The organism is Paraburkholderia largidicola, assembly GCF_013426895.1.
In the GTDB taxonomy this organism is placed as follows: domain Bacteria; phylum Pseudomonadota; class Gammaproteobacteria; order Burkholderiales; family Burkholderiaceae; genus Paraburkholderia; species Paraburkholderia largidicola.
On sequence record NZ_AP023174.1, the window covers coordinates 456,667 to 472,103 of the forward strand.

Annotated in this window: 13 protein-coding genes; all 13 read left to right on the plus strand. The window is 63.3% G+C overall.

Annotated features, from left to right (window positions below):
- Positions 1 to 516: 516 nt before the first annotated feature.
- The 13 genes from PPGU16_RS02030 (at position 517) to clsB (ending at position 15,367) form a co-directional block, all read left to right on the plus strand.
- Positions 517 to 4,602: a DUF3683 domain-containing protein gene (locus PPGU16_RS02030; protein WP_180721483.1), complete on the plus strand. Its 4,086-nt coding sequence runs from the start codon at positions 517 to 519 to the stop codon at positions 4,600 to 4,602.
- Positions 4,603 to 4,635: 33 nt separating this feature from the next.
- Positions 4,636 to 5,064: an HIT family protein gene (locus PPGU16_RS02035; RefSeq protein ID WP_042315302.1), complete on the plus strand. Its 429-nt coding sequence runs from the start codon at positions 4,636 to 4,638 to the stop codon at positions 5,062 to 5,064.
- Positions 5,065 to 5,071: 7 nt separating this feature from the next.
- On the plus strand, positions 5,072 to 5,485 hold the full coding sequence (locus tag PPGU16_RS02040; protein WP_180721484.1) for a gamma-butyrobetaine hydroxylase family protein: 414 nt from the start codon (positions 5,072 to 5,074) through the stop codon (positions 5,483 to 5,485).
- A 72-nt stretch (positions 5,486 to 5,557) separates the two neighbouring features.
- On the plus strand, positions 5,558 to 6,289 hold the full coding sequence (ubiE, locus tag PPGU16_RS02045) for a bifunctional demethylmenaquinone methyltransferase/2-methoxy-6-polyprenyl-1,4-benzoquinol methylase UbiE (protein ID WP_042315322.1): 732 nt from the start codon (positions 5,558 to 5,560) through the stop codon (positions 6,287 to 6,289).
- A gap of 38 nt (positions 6,290 to 6,327) precedes the next feature.
- Positions 6,328 to 7,317, plus strand: coding sequence for a Tim44 domain-containing protein (locus tag PPGU16_RS02050; protein WP_180721485.1), 990 nt, complete (start codon positions 6,328 to 6,330; stop codon positions 7,315 to 7,317).
- A 108-nt stretch (positions 7,318 to 7,425) separates the two neighbouring features.
- On the plus strand, positions 7,426 to 8,073 hold the full coding sequence (locus PPGU16_RS02055) for a ubiquinone biosynthesis accessory factor UbiJ (RefSeq protein ID WP_180721486.1): 648 nt from the start codon (positions 7,426 to 7,428) through the stop codon (positions 8,071 to 8,073).
- Between the two features lie 15 nt (positions 8,074 to 8,088).
- Entirely contained in the window at positions 8,089 to 9,672 is a 1,584-nt protein-coding gene (ubiB, locus tag PPGU16_RS02060; RefSeq protein ID WP_180721487.1) for a ubiquinone biosynthesis regulatory protein kinase UbiB, read from the plus strand.
- Positions 9,673 to 9,691: 19 nt separating this feature from the next.
- The gene (locus tag PPGU16_RS02065; protein WP_180721488.1) at positions 9,692 to 10,330 is read left to right on the plus strand and encodes a class I SAM-dependent methyltransferase; all 639 of its coding nucleotides are present in this window, start codon (positions 9,692 to 9,694) and stop codon (positions 10,328 to 10,330) included.
- Between the two features lie 160 nt (positions 10,331 to 10,490).
- Complete coding sequence (locus tag PPGU16_RS02070) at positions 10,491 to 10,862, plus strand: FmdB family zinc ribbon protein (RefSeq protein WP_180721489.1); 372 nt, start codon at positions 10,491 to 10,493, stop codon at positions 10,860 to 10,862.
- Between the two features lie 66 nt (positions 10,863 to 10,928).
- On the plus strand, positions 10,929 to 11,585 hold the full coding sequence (locus PPGU16_RS02075) for a DUF502 domain-containing protein (RefSeq protein WP_035986599.1): 657 nt from the start codon (positions 10,929 to 10,931) through the stop codon (positions 11,583 to 11,585).
- 72 nt (positions 11,586 to 11,657) lie between these two features.
- Positions 11,658 to 13,457 carry an aspartate--tRNA ligase gene (aspS, locus tag PPGU16_RS02080; RefSeq protein ID WP_180721490.1) on the plus strand — a complete coding sequence of 600 codons (1,800 nt, stop codon included), beginning with the start codon at positions 11,658 to 11,660 and terminating at the stop codon, positions 13,455 to 13,457.
- 174 nt (positions 13,458 to 13,631) lie between these two features.
- Entirely contained in the window at positions 13,632 to 14,108 is a 477-nt protein-coding gene (nudB, locus tag PPGU16_RS02085; RefSeq protein ID WP_180721491.1) for a dihydroneopterin triphosphate diphosphatase, read from the plus strand.
- Positions 14,105 to 15,367 (plus strand): cardiolipin synthase ClsB, encoded by a 1,263-nt coding sequence (gene clsB / locus PPGU16_RS02090; RefSeq protein ID WP_180721492.1) that lies wholly within the window; start codon positions 14,105 to 14,107, stop codon positions 15,365 to 15,367. Before nudB ends, clsB begins: the two co-directional genes overlap by 4 nt.
- Positions 15,368 to 15,437: the final 70 nt, after the last annotated feature.

Below are 15,437 nucleotides of genomic sequence, written 5' to 3' on the forward strand. Positions count from 1 at the left end.
CCGGGATTTGTCCGATTGCGTTCGCTTTATCGGCAAGCTTGGCCAGCCGACCGGACGGTCGAAAAATCGGGCTCAACGTGGACACGGACGCGATGCATTTTGCGGGCGTCGCCGCCGGGCATTTTCGTGGCGAATTCTGGCAAGCCAACGCGCAAAGGCTTGTCGCGCGGACATTCAGGCGTCAACGCGCAATAGGATCATGCGGTAGAATCCTATTTTGGAACAAGGATCGGAAGATGCACTGGCAGCCTCGGATCGCCCATTTGATGCCCGTCCCGCGCGAGTCTCGTCCCGCGGCGCAGCGGCACGTGCGGCATTCACGATCGTGTAGCTGCCTCTGAGCGCCCGCGAGGCGACCGGTCACCCACGTTCCAGCCATATCCCCGGCGATCCCGGGCGCTGGCCTGCCGGTTGCGGCTTCGCACACTAGAAAGATTTCCAGCATTGCGCCCCACGCGCATTGTCAGCGGGCCTCAGCGATGAGTGCGCGCCGCTGACCTACCGAGTCGTCCAAACATGAACGCACCTCAAGTTTTCGATCCGCACGGCGCCGCCGCCACCGTTGCCGCCGACGCCGAACCGCGTCTGCGCGAAATCCCGTACAACTACACGTCGTTTTCCGACCGCGAAATCGTTATTCGCCTGCTCGGCGACGAAGCCTGGGCCGCGCTCGACGAACTGCGCGCGGAACGCCGCACCGGCCGCTCGGCGCGCATGCTGTACGAAGTGCTCGGCGATATCTGGGTCGTGCGCCGCAATCCTTACCTGCAGGACGATCTGCTCGACAACCCGAAGCGCCGCGCGCTGCTGATCGAAGCGTTGAATCACCGTCTGACCGAAATCGAAAAGCGCCGCCGCGCCGACCTCGTCGAACATGGCGACGATGCGGGCGTCGATCGCGCGGCGCGTGTCGAAACGCTGGTCGCCGCCGCGCGCCGCGCCGTCGATGCGTTTGCGGGTGAGTTCGAGAAGATGGCCGAGCTGCGCCGCCGCTCGACCAAGGTGCTGGGCCGCCAGACGCAGAAGGACAACATCCGTTTCGACGGCCTTGCGCGTGTTTCGCACGTGACGGACGCGACCGACTGGCGCGTCGAATATCCGTTCGTCGTCTTGACGCCGGACTCGGAAGCCGAAATCGCCGGTCTCATCAAGGCGTGTTTCGAACTCGGCCTGACCGTGATTCCGCGCGGCGGCGGCACGGGCTATACGGGCGGCGCGGTGCCGCTGACGCCGTTCTCGGCTGTCATCAACACTGAAAAGCTCGAACAGCTCGGCGCGGTCGAACTGACCGAATTGCCCGGCGTCGCGCACAAGGTGCCGACCATTTTCTCCGGCGCAGGCGTCGTCACGCGTCGCGTGACGGAAGCGGCCGAGCAGGCGGGCTATGTGTTCGCCGTCGATCCGACCTCGCTGGACGCATCGTGCATCGGCGGTAATGTCGCGATGAACGCAGGCGGCAAGAAGGCGGTGTTGTGGGGCACGGCGCTCGACAACCTCGCGTGGTGGCGCATGGTCGACCCGGAAGGGAACTGGCTCGAAGTCACACGCCTCGATCACAACCTCGGCAAGATTCACGACATTCCCGTCGCGCGCTTCGAACTGAAGTGGTTCGACGGCGAATACGCGCCGGGCGAAAAGCTGCTGCGCACCGAGTCGCTCGACATCGAAGGGCGGCGTTTTCGCAAGGAAGGTCTCGGCAAGGACGTCACGGATAAATTCCTCGCTGGTCTGCCGGGCATCCAGAAAGAAGGCTGCGACGGCCTGATTACGTCGGCGCGCTGGGTGCTGCACAAGATGCCCGCGCATACGCGCACGGTCTGTCTGGAGTTCTTCGGCCAGGCGCGCGAAGCGATTCCGAGCATCGTCGAAATCAAGGACTATCTGTTCGAAACGTCGAAACAGGGCGGCGCGATTCTCGCGGGCCTCGAACACCTCGACGAGCGTTATCTGCGCGCGGTCGGCTACGCGACCAAGAGCAAGCGCAATGCGTTTCCGAAGATGGTGCTGATCGGCGATATCGTCGGTGACGATGCCGATGCCGTCGCGACGGCGACGTCGGAAGTGATCCGCATGGCCAACGGCAAGAGCGGCGAAGGCTTCGTCGCCGTGAGCGCCGAGGCGCGCAAACGCTTCTGGCTCGACCGCAGCCGCACGGCCGCGATCGCGAAGCACACCAACGCGTTCAAGATCAACGAAGACGTCGTGATTCCGCTCAACCGCATGGGCGAGTATACGGACGGCATCGAGCGCATCAACATCGAACTGTCGATCAAGAACAAGCTGCAACTGGTCGACGCGCTCGAAGCGTTCTTCAAGAGCGGCAAGCTGCCGCTCGGCAAAAGCGACGACGCGAACGAAATTCCGAGCGCCGAACTGCTCGAAGATCGCGTGCAGCAGGCGCTCGAACTGCTCGGCCATGTGAAGAAGCGCTGGGAATTCCTGCGCGACAAGCTCGATCTGTCGTTGCGTGAAGCGCAGCACTATCTGGTGGGACTCGGCTATGCGGGGCTCGCGGAGAAATTCGCGGATCGTGTCGACGATCAACCGGACGCGAACGTGTTCCATATCGTCCAGGATCGCACGGTGCGCGTGTCGTGGAAGCAGGAGATCCGCGCGGAACTGCGCCAGATCTTCAACGGCGGCGAGTTCAAACCGATCCTCGACGAAGCGCAGGCCATCCATAAGCAGGTGCTGCGCGGCCGCGTGTTCGTCGCGCTCCACATGCACGCGGGCGACGGCAACGTTCACACGAACATTCCCGTCAACTCCGACAACTACGAGATGCTGCAGGACGCGCATCACGCGGTGGCGCGCATCATGAAGCTCGCGCGTTCGCTGGATGGCGTGATTTCCGGCGAGCACGGCATCGGCATCACGAAGCTCGAATTCCTGACGGAAGACGAGATCGGCGAATTCCGCGCGTACAAGCAGCGCGTCGATCCGCATGGCCGCTTCAACAAGGGCAAGCTGCTCGAGGGCGCCGATTTGCGCAACGCGTACACGCCGTCGTTCGGGCTGATGGGCTATGAATCGCTGATCATGCAGCAGTCCGATATCGGCGCGATCGCCGATTCGGTGAAGGACTGCCTGCGCTGCGGCAAGTGCAAGCCCGTGTGCGCGACGCACGTGCCGCGCGCGAACCTGCTGTACAGCCCGCGCAACAAGATTCTCGCCACGTCGCTGCTGGTCGAGGCGTTCCTGTACGAAGAGCAGACGCGCCGTGGCGTGTCGATCAAGCATTGGGACGAGTTCAACGATGTCGCCGATCACTGCACCGTCTGCCACAAGTGCGTGACGCCGTGTCCGGTGAAGATCGACTTCGGCGATGTCACGATGAACATGCGCAATCTGCTGCGCAAGATGGGCAAGAAGAAGTTCAACGCGGGCAACGCGGCGGGCATGTTCTTCCTCAACGCGACGAATCCGCAGACCATCAATCTCGCGCGCACCGCGATGATGGGCGTCGGCTACAAGGCGCAGCGTCTCGGCAACGACGTGCTGAAGAAGCTCGTCAAGAAGCAGACGGCGCATCCGCCCGCGACGACGGGCAAGCCGCCTGTGGTCGAGCAGGTGATCCACTTCGTCAACAAGAAGATGCCGGGCAACCTGCCGAAGAAAACGGCGCGCGCGCTGCTCGACATCGAAGACAACAAGATCGTGCCGATCATCCGCAACCCGAAGGCCACGACGGTCGATTCGGAAGCGGTGTTCTATTTCCCCGGCTGCGGTTCCGAGCGCCTGTTTTCGCAGGTCGGTCTCGCGACCCAGGCGATGCTGTGGGAAGCGGGCGTGCAGACGGTGCTGCCGCCGGGCTATCTGTGTTGCGGCTATCCGCAGCGCGGCTCGGGGCAGTTCGACAAGGCCGAACAGATCGTCACGGATAACCGCGTGCTGTTCCACCGTGTCGCGAACACGCTGAACTATCTCGACATCAAGACGGTGGTCGTGTCGTGCGGCACGTGTTACGACCAGCTGGCGGGCTACGAATTCGAGAAGATCTTCCCGGGTTGCCGGATCATCGACATCCACGAATTCCTGCTGGAGAAGGGCATCAAGCTCGAGGGTGTGACGGGCACGCGCTACATGTATCACGACCCGTGCCACACGCCGATCAAGACGATGGACCCGGTCAAGCTGGTCAATGAGCTGATGGGGGCCGAAAAGAACGACGGCTACAGGATCGAGAAGAACGATCGTTGTTGCGGCGAGTCGGGCACGCTGGCTGTCACGCGTCCGGATATTTCGACGCAGGTGCGCTTCCGCAAGGAAGAGGAAATCCGTAAGGGCGCGGCGAAGTTGCGCGGTATTCCCGTTGTCGCCGATGCGGGCGCGAATGCGCAGCCGGGTTCGGTGCTGAAGGCCGGCGACGGCCCGCAGCCGAACGGCGCAACGAATGGTGCAACAAGCGGCGCGGCCACCGACGTCAAGATCCTGACCAGCTGCCCGTCCTGTCTGCAAGGCCTGTCGCGCTACAACGAAGACGCGAATATCGAAGCGGACTATATCGTTGTCGAAATTGCGCGACACGTGCTCGGCGAGAACTGGATGGCCGACTATGTGCAGCGCGCGAACAATGGCGGAATCGAGCGCGTGCTGGTCTAATGGCACGATATAAGGTTCCGCTCGAGGACGACGATGGACTGTATCTTCTGCCGTGAGGACGGCGGCGATGTACTGTGGCAGGACGACACGCTGCGTGTCGTCCTCGCCGACGAACACGACTACCCCGGATTTTGCCGCGTGATCTGGAACAGGCATGTCGCCGAGTTTTCCGATCTGGGCGACGGCGAGCGCGACCGTGTGATGCGCGTGGTGTATGCCGTCGAGCGCGCGATCCGGCGCATCCTGCAACCCGTCAAAGTGAATCTGGCGAGTCTCGGCAACCAGGTGCCACACGTGCACTGGCATGTGATCCCCCGGTTCTCCAACGACGCGCATTTTCCGCTGCCCATCTGGGCGCCGCGCCAGCGCACGGTTTCCGAGGCGATGCTGTCGCAGCGGCGCGCGCAGGCCACATTGCTGCGCGAAGCGGTACGCGGCGAAATCGAACACGCTCTCGCCTGAGGTCATCATGAGTGGATTGAAACCCGACACGCCGGTGCCCGCCGGCGTCGTCGTTCATGCCGTGTCGCGCGTGCTCGAACTGCAGTACGCGGGCGGCAAGAGTTACCGCGTGCCGTTCGAACTGATGCGCGTCTATTCGCCTTCGGCGGAAGTGCGCGGCCACGGCCCGGGCCAGGAGACGCTGCAGACAGGCAAGCGCGAAGTGTCGATCACGGCGCTCGAAGGCGTCGGCAACTACGCATTGCAGCCGACTTTCTCCGACGGCCATAACACAGGCATCTATTCGTGGGACCTGCTGTGGGACCTTGCGACCCGCCAGGACGAACTGTGGGCCGAGTATTTCGACAAACTTAAAGCGGCAGGCGTCGACCGGGACGCGCCGATGCCCGTATCCGGCCCTGCGCACGGCCACAGACACTGATACGATTCCCGGCCTTCCCGTCGCTTGATGCGGCGCAACAATTTCTCAGAATACGCGAAAGGACGAAGCGCGATGACCAAAACCCACTTCGGCTATCAGACAGTCGACGAACAGGAAAAAGCGAAGAAAGTGGCCGGCGTGTTCCACTCGGTCGCCTCCAACTATGACCTGATGAACGACCTGATGTCGGGCGGGATGCACCGTGCGTGGAAGGCGTTCACGATCGCGCAGGCCAATGTGCGGCCCGGCTACAGGGTGCTCGACATCGCGGGCGGCACGGGCGATCTGTCGAAGACCTTCGCGAAGCAGGCAGGCGAGACGGGCGAAGTCTGGCACACGGACATCAACGAATCGATGCTCCGCGTGGGCCGCGACCGTCTGATCGACAAAGGCATCATCACCCCGACGCTGCTTTGCGACGCCGAAAAGATTCCGTTTCCGGACAATTACTTCGATGTGGTGACGGTGGCATTCGGCTTGCGCAACATGACGCATAAGGACGCAGCGCTCGCCGAAATGCGCCGCGTGCTGAAACCGGCCGGGCGCGTGCTCGTGCTGGAGTTCTCGAAGGTGTGGGACCCGCTCAAGAAGGCGTATGACGTCTATTCTTTTAAGGTGCTGCCATGGCTCGGCGAGCGCTTTGCCAAGGACGCCGAGAGCTACCGCTACCTGGCTGAATCGATCCGCATGCATCCGGACCAGGAAACTTTGAAAACGATGATGGAACAAGCTGGCCTCGAAGCCGTCAAATATTACAATTTGTCAGCTGGCGTGGTAGCCTTACATGTGGGGACAAAATACTAGTGTCCCTAACTTCTCGTTTTTAAAAGGAAATTGCAGAAATGTCTGATTCGAACCTGTCATCTCGTTGTAAGGTAAAGGGGGCATGGGCGAGGAGAATCGGACTGATCGCGATGGTCGGCCTGATTTCGATCGGCACGCTGGCCTCGCTCGACGCCGAAGCGAAACGCATGGGCGGCGGCCGCAGTATCGGGCGTCAGTCGAACATCACCCAGCCGTCACAGCAATCGGCGCCTTCGCCGTCACCGGGTGCGCCGTCGCAGGCGATGCAGCAGCAGCGTCCCGCCACGCCGCCGCCCACGCCCGCCGCGCAGCCTAACCGCTCGCGCTGGCTCGGACCGATCGCCGGTCTGGCGGCGGGTCTCGGCATCGCAGCGCTGCTGTCGCACTTCGGTCTTGGCGAAGCGTTCGCCGGCATGATGTCGAACCTGATCGTGATCGCATTGATTGCCTTCGTCGCCGTCTGGCTGATCCGCAAGTTCCTCGGCCGCAAGCGCGACGCGCAGACGCCGGCATACGCGGGCGGCGCGCCGACGCTGAACGCGGGCGGCACGGGTTATTCGCAGGAGCCGCGCTACACGGCACCGCCGGCTGGCTCGTATCTCGGGCCGCAAGGCAACCCGCTGACCACGCCTGAAGTCGCAACCTCGCCGGCCGTTCCGGCAGGCTTCGATACGGAAGCTTTCCTGCGCAACGCGAAGGTCTACTTCGTGCGTCTGCAGGCCGCGTGGGACGCGGGCAACATGGACGACATCCGCGAGTTCACGACGCCTGAAATGTTCGCCGAGGTGAGGGTCGACCTCAGCTCGCGCGGCGCCGAAAAGAACCAGACCGACGTCGTGAAGCTGGACGCCGACCTGCTGGGCGTCGAAGATCGCGGCAGCGAATATTTCGCGAGCGTGCGCTTCCACGGCCTGATCCGCGAAACGTCGGGCGGCGCGGCGGAGTCGTTCGAGGAAATCTGGAACCTGTCGAAGCGAACCGGCGAAGGCTGGCTGCTTGCAGGCATCCAGCAAGCGAATCATCACTGATCCCGTAAAGGATTAGCCGTTCGGCAGAGCCAGCCTCGAAGCGAACGGACGTTACAATAGGAACCCGCGTCGGCAGTCGCCGGCGCGGGTTTTCTCTTTCCACTGCCGATGACCCTTGCCGCCAAGCCCTTCGCTGCTGCCGTCAACCATCTGCTCGCTCGCGAAACGTGGGCGCGCGAACGTCTCACCCCATACGCCGGCAAGACTGCGCGGCTGTCCTGTCCTCCCGTCACGCTGATCCTGCTGGTACAACCGGACGGCTATCTGAGCGCCGTCGACGAAAGCGAAGCGCACAACGCGTTCGACGTCACCGTCTCCGTGCCGCCGGACGCCGTCCCCGCGTTCCTGCAAGGCGGCCAGGCGGCCGTGATGAAGCATGTGAAGATCGAAGGCGACGCGGAGTTCGCCACGGTCATCGCGAAGCTCGCCGAGCATCTGCGCTGGGAGCCGGAAGAAGATCTGGCAAAGGTGATCGGCGACGGGCCCGCGTGGCGGATCGCGTCGGTAGCGCGCACGGTCGGCGACCATGCGCTGCGCACGGGCCGCAATCTGCTCGAATCGGTAGCCGAATATCTGCTGGACGAAAACCCGCAGCTCGTGCGCCGCACCGCGCTCGACGACTTCAACGTCGAGCTGGCGCGCGCTCGCGACGCGCTCGCGCGCGTCGAGAAGCGCATCGAGCGTCTCGAACAGAAGGTCGAAGCCCGCGGCGCCAATGCGCCGGGCGGCGCCGCCACGTCGCGCGGCACGCGCTAGTCACCGGGCTCAACCATGCGTTTCCTGCGTTTCCTCAAGATTTTCTTTACCGTTATCCGCTTCGGGCTGGACGAGATGATGCTGAGCCGCATCAACGACCGCCGCGTGCGGATGTTGCTGCGTATCACCACGATCGGCCGGAAGTTCGACCAGCCGCCGGGCGTGCGGCTGCGTCTCGCGCTCGAAAGCCTCGGCCCGATTTTCGTGAAGTTCGGCCAGGTGCTGTCCACGCGCCGCGACCTGCTGCGTCCCGACATCGCCAGCGAGCTTGCCAAGCTGCAGGATCAGGTGCCGCCGTTCGACTCGGCGGTGGCGATCGCCATTATCGAAAAGTCGCTCGGCGCGCCCGTCGATACGATCTTCGACGACTTCGAGCGCGTGCCTGTGGCCAGCGCGTCGATTGCGCAGGTCCATTTCGCGACCTTGAAGACGGGCCAGCACGCGGGCAAGCAGGTCGCCGTGAAGGTGTTGCGGCCGAACATGCTGCCCGTGATCGATTCCGATCTCGCGCTGCTGCGCGACATCGCCGTGTGGGCAGAGCGGCTGTGGGCCGACGGCAAGCGTCTGAAGCCGCGCGAAGTGGTCGCGGAATTCGACAAGTATCTGCACGACGAACTCGACCTGATGCGTGAAGCCGCGAACGGCAGCCAGCTGCGGCGCAACTTCGCGGGCCTCGATCTGCTGCTCGTGCCGGAAATGTACTGGGAATACTGCACGGCGAACGTGCTCGTGATGGAACGGATGGTCGGCGTGCCGATCAGCCAGGTCGATATGCTGCGGGCGGCGGGCGTCGATATTCCGAAGCTCGCGCGCGAAGGCGTCGAGATTTTCTTCACGCAGGTGTTCCGCGACGGCTTTTTCCACGCGGACATGCACCCCGGCAACATTCAGGTCAGTCTCGATCCGGTGCATTTCGGCCGCTATATCGCGCTGGATTTCGGCATCATCGGCGCGCTATCGGACTTCGATAAGAACTATCTCGCGCAAAACTTTCTCGCGTTCTTCAAGCGTGACTATCACCGCGTCGCGACGCTGCATCTGGAATCCGGCTGGGTGCCGCCCACCACGCGCGTCGAAGAACTGGAAAGCGCGATTCGCGCGGTCTGCGAGCCGTATTTCGATCGCGCGCTGAAGGACATCTCGCTCGGCCAGGTGCTGATGCGGCTCTTCTCGACGTCGCGCCGCTTCAACGTGGAAATCCAGCCGCAACTGGTGCTGCTGCAGAAGACGATGCTGAACGTCGAAGGGCTGGGCCGTTCGCTCGACCCCGAACTCGACTTGTGGAAGACCGCGAAGCCGTATCTGGAACGCTGGATGAACGAGCAGATCGGCGCGAAGGGCTGGTACGAGCGTCTGAAGATCGAGGCGCCGCAGTGGAGCAAGACGCTGCCGCAACTGCCGCGGCTGATTCATCACGCGCTGGCCCAGCGTCATGACGCGCAGCAGCGAGGCATCAACGACGAAACCATCCGCCAGATTCTGCTGGAGCAGAAGCGCACGAACCGGCTGCTGCAAGGTCTGCTGATGTTCGGCGTGGCCGTGGGCGTCGGTGCCGTGCTGGCGCGCGCGTGGCTCGCCATCGCGTACGGCGGTTATTGAACTCGCACGAGGTTGACCGATGAGCGATCCCAAGCCAACTGTTTCTCCCGCGCCGCCCGCTTTCGAAAGCCGCGATCCGAACGCACCCGGCTTCTGGGACGAGCGCTTCGAACGCGGCTTCACGCCGTGGGATCAGGCGGGCGTGCCGTCGGCGTTCAAGGCGTTCGTCGACCGGCACGCGCCGATGCCGGTGCTCATTCCCGGCTGCGGCAGCGCGTACGAGGCATGGTGGCTCGCCGAAAAAGGCTGGACGCTTCGGGCGATCGACTTCGCGGCCCATGCGGTCGAAGCCGCCCGCGCTCAGTTGGGCGCGCATGCGAGCCTCGTCGAACAGGCGGATTTCTTCACGTACACGCCACCATTCCAGACGGGCTGGATCTACGAGCGGGCATTCTTGTGCGCGATGCCGCCGTCGCGGCGCGCGGACTGGCTGGCGCGCATGGCTGAACTCTTGCCCGCTGGTGGGCTGCTCGCTGGTTTCTTTTTCATTGGCGACGAGGGTTCACCAAAAGGCCCGCCGTTCATCATCGAGCGTGCCGAACTCGACGCGCTGCTGTCGCCCCATTTCGAGTTGCTGGAAGACGAACCCGTCAGCGACTCGATCCCCGTCTTCGCCGGAAGGGAGCGTTGGCTGACATTGCGTCGGCGCGCTGCATAGGCGCACTACGTCAAGGGCTTGATTCCCGGTTCCGCCGACCTCATCTAAAGAGTGGCGGCTGCGTCGGCCGTTCCACCCCGAATTCCGGGGCGTGCCATTGTTTGCGGCTATAATTCAAGGCTTTGCAAGCGTTCTAAGAGATTTCAGTAGGGACAAGGTCATGCCGATCTACGCTTATCGTTGCCAGTCATGCGGCTTCGCGAAGGACGTGCTCCAGAAAATGAGCGACGCCCCGTTGACGCAATGCCCGGAGTGCGGAACCGATGCTTTCCGCAAGCAGGTCACCGCCGCCGGCTTCCAGCTGAAGGGTTCGGGCTGGTACGTCACGGACTTCCGCGGTGGCAATTCAGGCAACAACGCGGGCAACAATTCGGGCGGCGCTGCCAGCAACGCCTCGGACGCGTCAGCGTCCAAAACGGACAGCAAGCCGGATGCGGCGGGTTCGTCCGACAGCGCCGCTTCCACGACTGCGGCGGCTGCCGCACCGGCGCCGGCAGCGGCATCCGCTCCCGCGAGCGGCTCGGGTACCTAGCAGTTTCGTCACCACGAGTGACGTAGACGCCGCGCAACGCAGTTGCGCGGATTTCTGGCGGTATACATGACGACGAAAAAGACGACGCTCAAATCGGTGTTCCTGACTGGCCTGCTGGTGCTGGTACCTCTTGCCATCACGCTGTGGGTGCTCGGCCTGATCATCGGCACGATGGATCAGACGCTGCTGCTGCTGCCCCGTTCGTGGCAGCCGGAGCGGATGCTCGGCTTCCGCCTGCCCGGCCTCGGCGCCGTATTGACGCTCGCTTTCATTTTCGTAGTCGGCCTATTGACGCAGAACTTCGTTGGGCAGAAGCTAGTCGGTTGGTGGGAACTGATCGTCGCGCGCATTCCCGTCGTCGGCCCGATCTACACCAGCGTCAAGCAGGTGTCCGACACGCTGCTGTCGTCGAGCGGTAACGCGTTCCGCAAGGCGCTGCTGATCGAATACCCGCGCAAAGGCTCTTATACCATCGGGTTTCTGACGGGCATCCCCGGCGGCGACGTCGTCAACCATCTCAAGGAAGACCACGTCAGCGTCTATGTGCCGACCACGCCGAACCCGACGTCCGGCTTCTTCCTGATGGTGCCGAAAAGCGAAGTGATCGAGCTCGACATGACCGTCGACGCCGCACTCAAGTACATCGTCTCGATGGGTGTCGTTGCTCCGCCCGCGAATCAGCCGGCGCCGGAGCGCCGCACGCCTGTCGAGCCACCGCTGTAATGCCGGCTCGCGTCGCCCGTCACACGGTGCGGCGCGCGCCGTTCAACCAATGCAAAACGAAAGACAAACATCATGTCGATGAGATCTGAATACTGCGGTCTGGTGACCGAACACCTGCTGGGTCAAACCGTGTCGCTGTGCGGCTGGGTGAGCCGGCGCCGCGACCATGGCGGCGTTATCTTCATCGACCTGCGCGACCGCGAAGGCCTCGTTCAGGTCGTCTGCGACCCGGACCGCGCTGAGATGTTCAAGACGGCCGAAGGCGTGCGCAACGAGTTCTGCGTCCAGGTGAAGGGCGTCGTGCGCAATCGTCCGGAAGGCACGACCAACGCCAGCCTGACGAGCGGCAAGATCGAAGTGCTGTGCCACGAGCTGAACGTGCTGAACGCGTCGGTCACGCCGCCGTTCCAGCTCGACGACGACAACCTGTCGGAAACCACGCGCCTCACGCACCGCGTGCTGGACCTGCGCCGTCCGCAGATGCAGCACAACCTGCGCCTGCGTTATCGCGTGACGATGGAAGTGCGCAAGTACCTCGATTCGCGCGGCTTCATCGACATCGAAACGCCGATGCTGACCAAGAGCACGCCTGAAGGCGCGCGCGACTATCTCGTGCCGTCGCGTGTGAACGCGGGCCAGTTCTTCGCGCTGCCGCAATCGCCGCAGCTGTTCAAGCAGCTGCTGATGGTCGCGAACTTCGATCGCTACTACCAGATCGTCAAGTGCTTCCGGGACGAAGACCTGCGCGCCGACCGTCAGCCGGAATTCACGCAGATCGACTGTGAAACGTCGTTCCTGGGCGAGCAGGAAATCCGTGACCTGTTCGAAGACATGACGCGTCACGTGTTCAAGGAAACGATCGGCGTCGACCTCGACGCGAAGTTCGCCGTGATGCCGTACTCGGAAGCGATGAGCCGTTTCGGTTCGGACAAGCCGGACCTGCGCGTCAAGCTCGAGTTCACCGAACTGACGGACGCGATGAAGGACGTCGACTTCAAGGTGTTCAGCACGCCGGCCAACACGAAGGACGGCCGCGTCGCGGCGCTGCGCGTGCCGAAGGGCAGCGAGCTGTCGCGTGGCGACATCGACAGCTACACGGAATTCGTGCGAATCTACGGCGCGAAGGGACTCGCGTGGATCAAGGTCAACGAAGTGGCGAAGGGCCGTGACGGTCTGCAAAGCCCGATCGTGAAGAACCTGCACGATGCGGCCATCGCGGCGATCATCGAACGCACGGGCGCGCAGGACGGCGACATCATTTTCTTCGCGGCGGATCGTGCGAAGGTCGTCAACGACAGCCTCGGCGCGCTGCGTCTGAAGATCGGCCATTCGGAGTTCGGCAAGGCCAACGGTCTGGTCGAGAAGGGCTGGAAGCCGCTGTGGGTCGTCGACTTCCCGATGTTCGAATACGACGAAGAAGAAAACCGCTACGTCGCTGCGCACCACCCGTTCACGAGCCCGAAGGACGAGCACCTGGAATATCTGGAAACGGACCCGGGCCGCTGCCTCGCGAAGGCTTATGACATCGTGCTGAACGGTTGGGAAATCGGCGGCGGTTCGGTGCGTATCTTCCAGGAAGACGTGCAGAGCAAGGTGTTCCGCGCGCTGAAGATCGGCGCCGAAGAAGCGCGCCTGAAGTTCGGCTTCCTGCTGGACGCGCTACAGTACGGCGCGCCGCCGCACGGCGGTATCGCGTTCGGTCTGGACCGCATCGTCACGATGATGGCGGGCGCCGACTCGATCCGCGACGTGATCGCGTTCCCGAAGACGCAGCGCGCGCAGGATCTGCTCACGCAGGCGCCGAGCGAAGTCGACGAGCGTCAGTTGAAGGAACTGCACATCCGTCTGCGTCAGCCCGAGCAGAAAGCGTAAATGTGACCGTTTGCGCAGTTGCGTCGTTAAAACAACGACGTGCGCGCGAAACCACCAGCGAAAAAGGCGCGTCATGCGCCTTTTTCGCTTTTTGCGTTACAGTCGTTGTAAGCTCTGCCGTCCGACATGCAATCGCGCGGTCCAGTCAGCACAACCGCGCCCCGCTTTATCACCATGCCGAAACCGCCGAAGATTCCGGAATCCGTTCTCGTCGTCATTCATACGCCCGATCTCGACGTGCTGCTCATCGAACGAGCCGACCGGGAGGCCTTCTGGCAATCCGTGACGGGTTCGAAGGACCACATCGACGAACCGATCGGCGAGACGGCCATCCGCGAAGTGGCGGAAGAGACGGGCATCGTGATCGGCGGCGAGGTCGTGCCGCGTGAGGCGCTCGTCGACTGGCATCACCATATCGACTTCGAAATCTTCCCGACCTGGCGTCACCGTTATGCGGAAGGCGTCACGCACAACACCGAGCACTGGTTCAGCCTGCAGGTGCCGCAGCGTCTCGAAGTGACGCTTGCGTCGCTCGAGCACACCGCGCATCTGTGGCTGCCCTGGCAAGAGGCGGCCGAGCGCTGCTTCTCGTGGTCCAACCGCGATGCGATCCTGCAGCTGCCGCAACGCGTGAAGGAGCGTTGCCGATGAGCGGCGGCGACGGCCGCCGCTTCGACCGGCTGACACAGCATTTGCCCGGCCGGCGCTACTGGTCCAGGTATCGCTTTTGTTCAGGCAACTCGGTGCGCCTGTTCACGGCGGGCGAGACCTACTTTGCCGCGCTGATCGAACGGATCGACGCCGCGAAGAGCAACGTCGCGCTGGAAACCTACATCTTTTGCGACGACGCCTCCGGCCGTCCCGTCTCCGACGCGCTGATCCGTGCCGCCACGCGCGGCGTGCGCGTGCGCGTGATCACCGACGGCGTCGGCACCGAGCGCCTGCCGATGTTCAACGACTGGCAGGCGGCAGGCATCGAGCATCGCATCTACAACCCGCATATCTTCGGTCGATTCGGCTTCTCGCGCACGCACCGTAAGCTCGCCGTCGTCGACGAGACATTCGGGTATTGCGGCGGCATCAATGTCGTCGACGACTACGATCAGAACGGCACGCGTCTGCCTTACCCCCGTTGGGATTTCGCCGTCGAGCTGGAAGGTCCCGTCGTGGCCGACGTGCTCGAAGCGTTCGACGTGCAGTGGGAGCGCATCCGCATCGGCCATCGTCCGGCGCTCGTGCCGCCGCCCGTCGGCGGGGCGACGCCGCAAGCCGCGACTGCGCGCTTCGTGCGCGTGCGCCGCAGCGCCCGTACAGCCGACATGCGCGCGATGGCCGAGCCGTGCGTCGCGTTCGTCGCACGCGACAACTTCGTCAACCGCCGCGCGATCGAGAGGGCGTATCTCACCGCGATCGGCCAGGCGCGCTCCGAAGTGCTGCTCGCCAATCCGTATTTCATGCCCGGACGCAAGCTGCGGCGCGCGCTGATCTACGCAGCGCAACGCGGCGTCGACGTGCGTCTCGTGATCGGCAGGAAGGAATTCGCGATGCTCGATTACGCGGTGCCGTTCCTGTATCGCACGTTGCTGAAGGCGGGCGTGAAGATCGCCGAATACGAAAAGACCATGCTGCACGGTAAGGTCGCCGTGGTCGACTCGAACTGGGGAACGGTCGGTTCGTCGAATCTCGACGCGTTGAGCCTGATGCTGAACAATGAGGCGAACGTCGTACTCGTGCTGCATCCGGAGATCGACCAGCTGCGCACGGCGATCGTGGCCGCGTTCGACGAGGGCCGCCGCATCGACGAAAAGCACTATGCGGCGCGTCCTGCCGGCGAACGCCTGCTGAACTGGTTTGCGTACAACACGTACCGGCTCGCGATGAAACTGCTGACGGTGGGCGGCTACGATTAAGAGGCGATACAGAAAAAGGCAGACAAAAGCCGATTCATAATAATCATTAATCGGAGACAACCCAGATCAG

What these genes read in the sequence shown, in the direction of transcription:
- PPGU16_RS02030 (WP_180721483.1), top strand. Translation starts at nt 517, where the DNA reads ATGAACGCACCTCAAGTTTTCGATCCGCACGGCGCCGCCGCCACCGTT.
- PPGU16_RS02035 (WP_042315302.1), top strand. Translation starts at nt 4,636, where the DNA reads ATGGACTGTATCTTCTGCCGTGAGGACGGCGGCGATGTACTGTGGCAG.
- PPGU16_RS02040 (WP_180721484.1), top strand. Translation starts at nt 5,072, where the DNA reads ATGAGTGGATTGAAACCCGACACGCCGGTGCCCGCCGGCGTCGTCGTT.
- ubiE (WP_042315322.1), top strand. Translation starts at nt 5,558, where the DNA reads ATGACCAAAACCCACTTCGGCTATCAGACAGTCGACGAACAGGAAAAA.
- PPGU16_RS02050 (WP_180721485.1), top strand. Translation starts at nt 6,328, where the DNA reads ATGTCTGATTCGAACCTGTCATCTCGTTGTAAGGTAAAGGGGGCATGG.
- PPGU16_RS02055 (WP_180721486.1), top strand. Translation starts at nt 7,426, where the DNA reads ATGACCCTTGCCGCCAAGCCCTTCGCTGCTGCCGTCAACCATCTGCTC.
- ubiB (WP_180721487.1), top strand. Translation starts at nt 8,089, where the DNA reads ATGCGTTTCCTGCGTTTCCTCAAGATTTTCTTTACCGTTATCCGCTTC.
- PPGU16_RS02065 (WP_180721488.1), top strand. Translation starts at nt 9,692, where the DNA reads ATGAGCGATCCCAAGCCAACTGTTTCTCCCGCGCCGCCCGCTTTCGAA.
- PPGU16_RS02070 (WP_180721489.1), top strand. Translation starts at nt 10,491, where the DNA reads ATGCCGATCTACGCTTATCGTTGCCAGTCATGCGGCTTCGCGAAGGAC.
- PPGU16_RS02075 (WP_035986599.1), top strand. Translation starts at nt 10,929, where the DNA reads ATGACGACGAAAAAGACGACGCTCAAATCGGTGTTCCTGACTGGCCTG.
- aspS (WP_180721490.1), top strand. Translation starts at nt 11,658, where the DNA reads ATGTCGATGAGATCTGAATACTGCGGTCTGGTGACCGAACACCTGCTG.
- nudB (WP_180721491.1), top strand. Translation starts at nt 13,632, where the DNA reads ATGCCGAAACCGCCGAAGATTCCGGAATCCGTTCTCGTCGTCATTCAT.
- clsB (WP_180721492.1), top strand. Translation starts at nt 14,105, where the DNA reads ATGAGCGGCGGCGACGGCCGCCGCTTCGACCGGCTGACACAGCATTTG.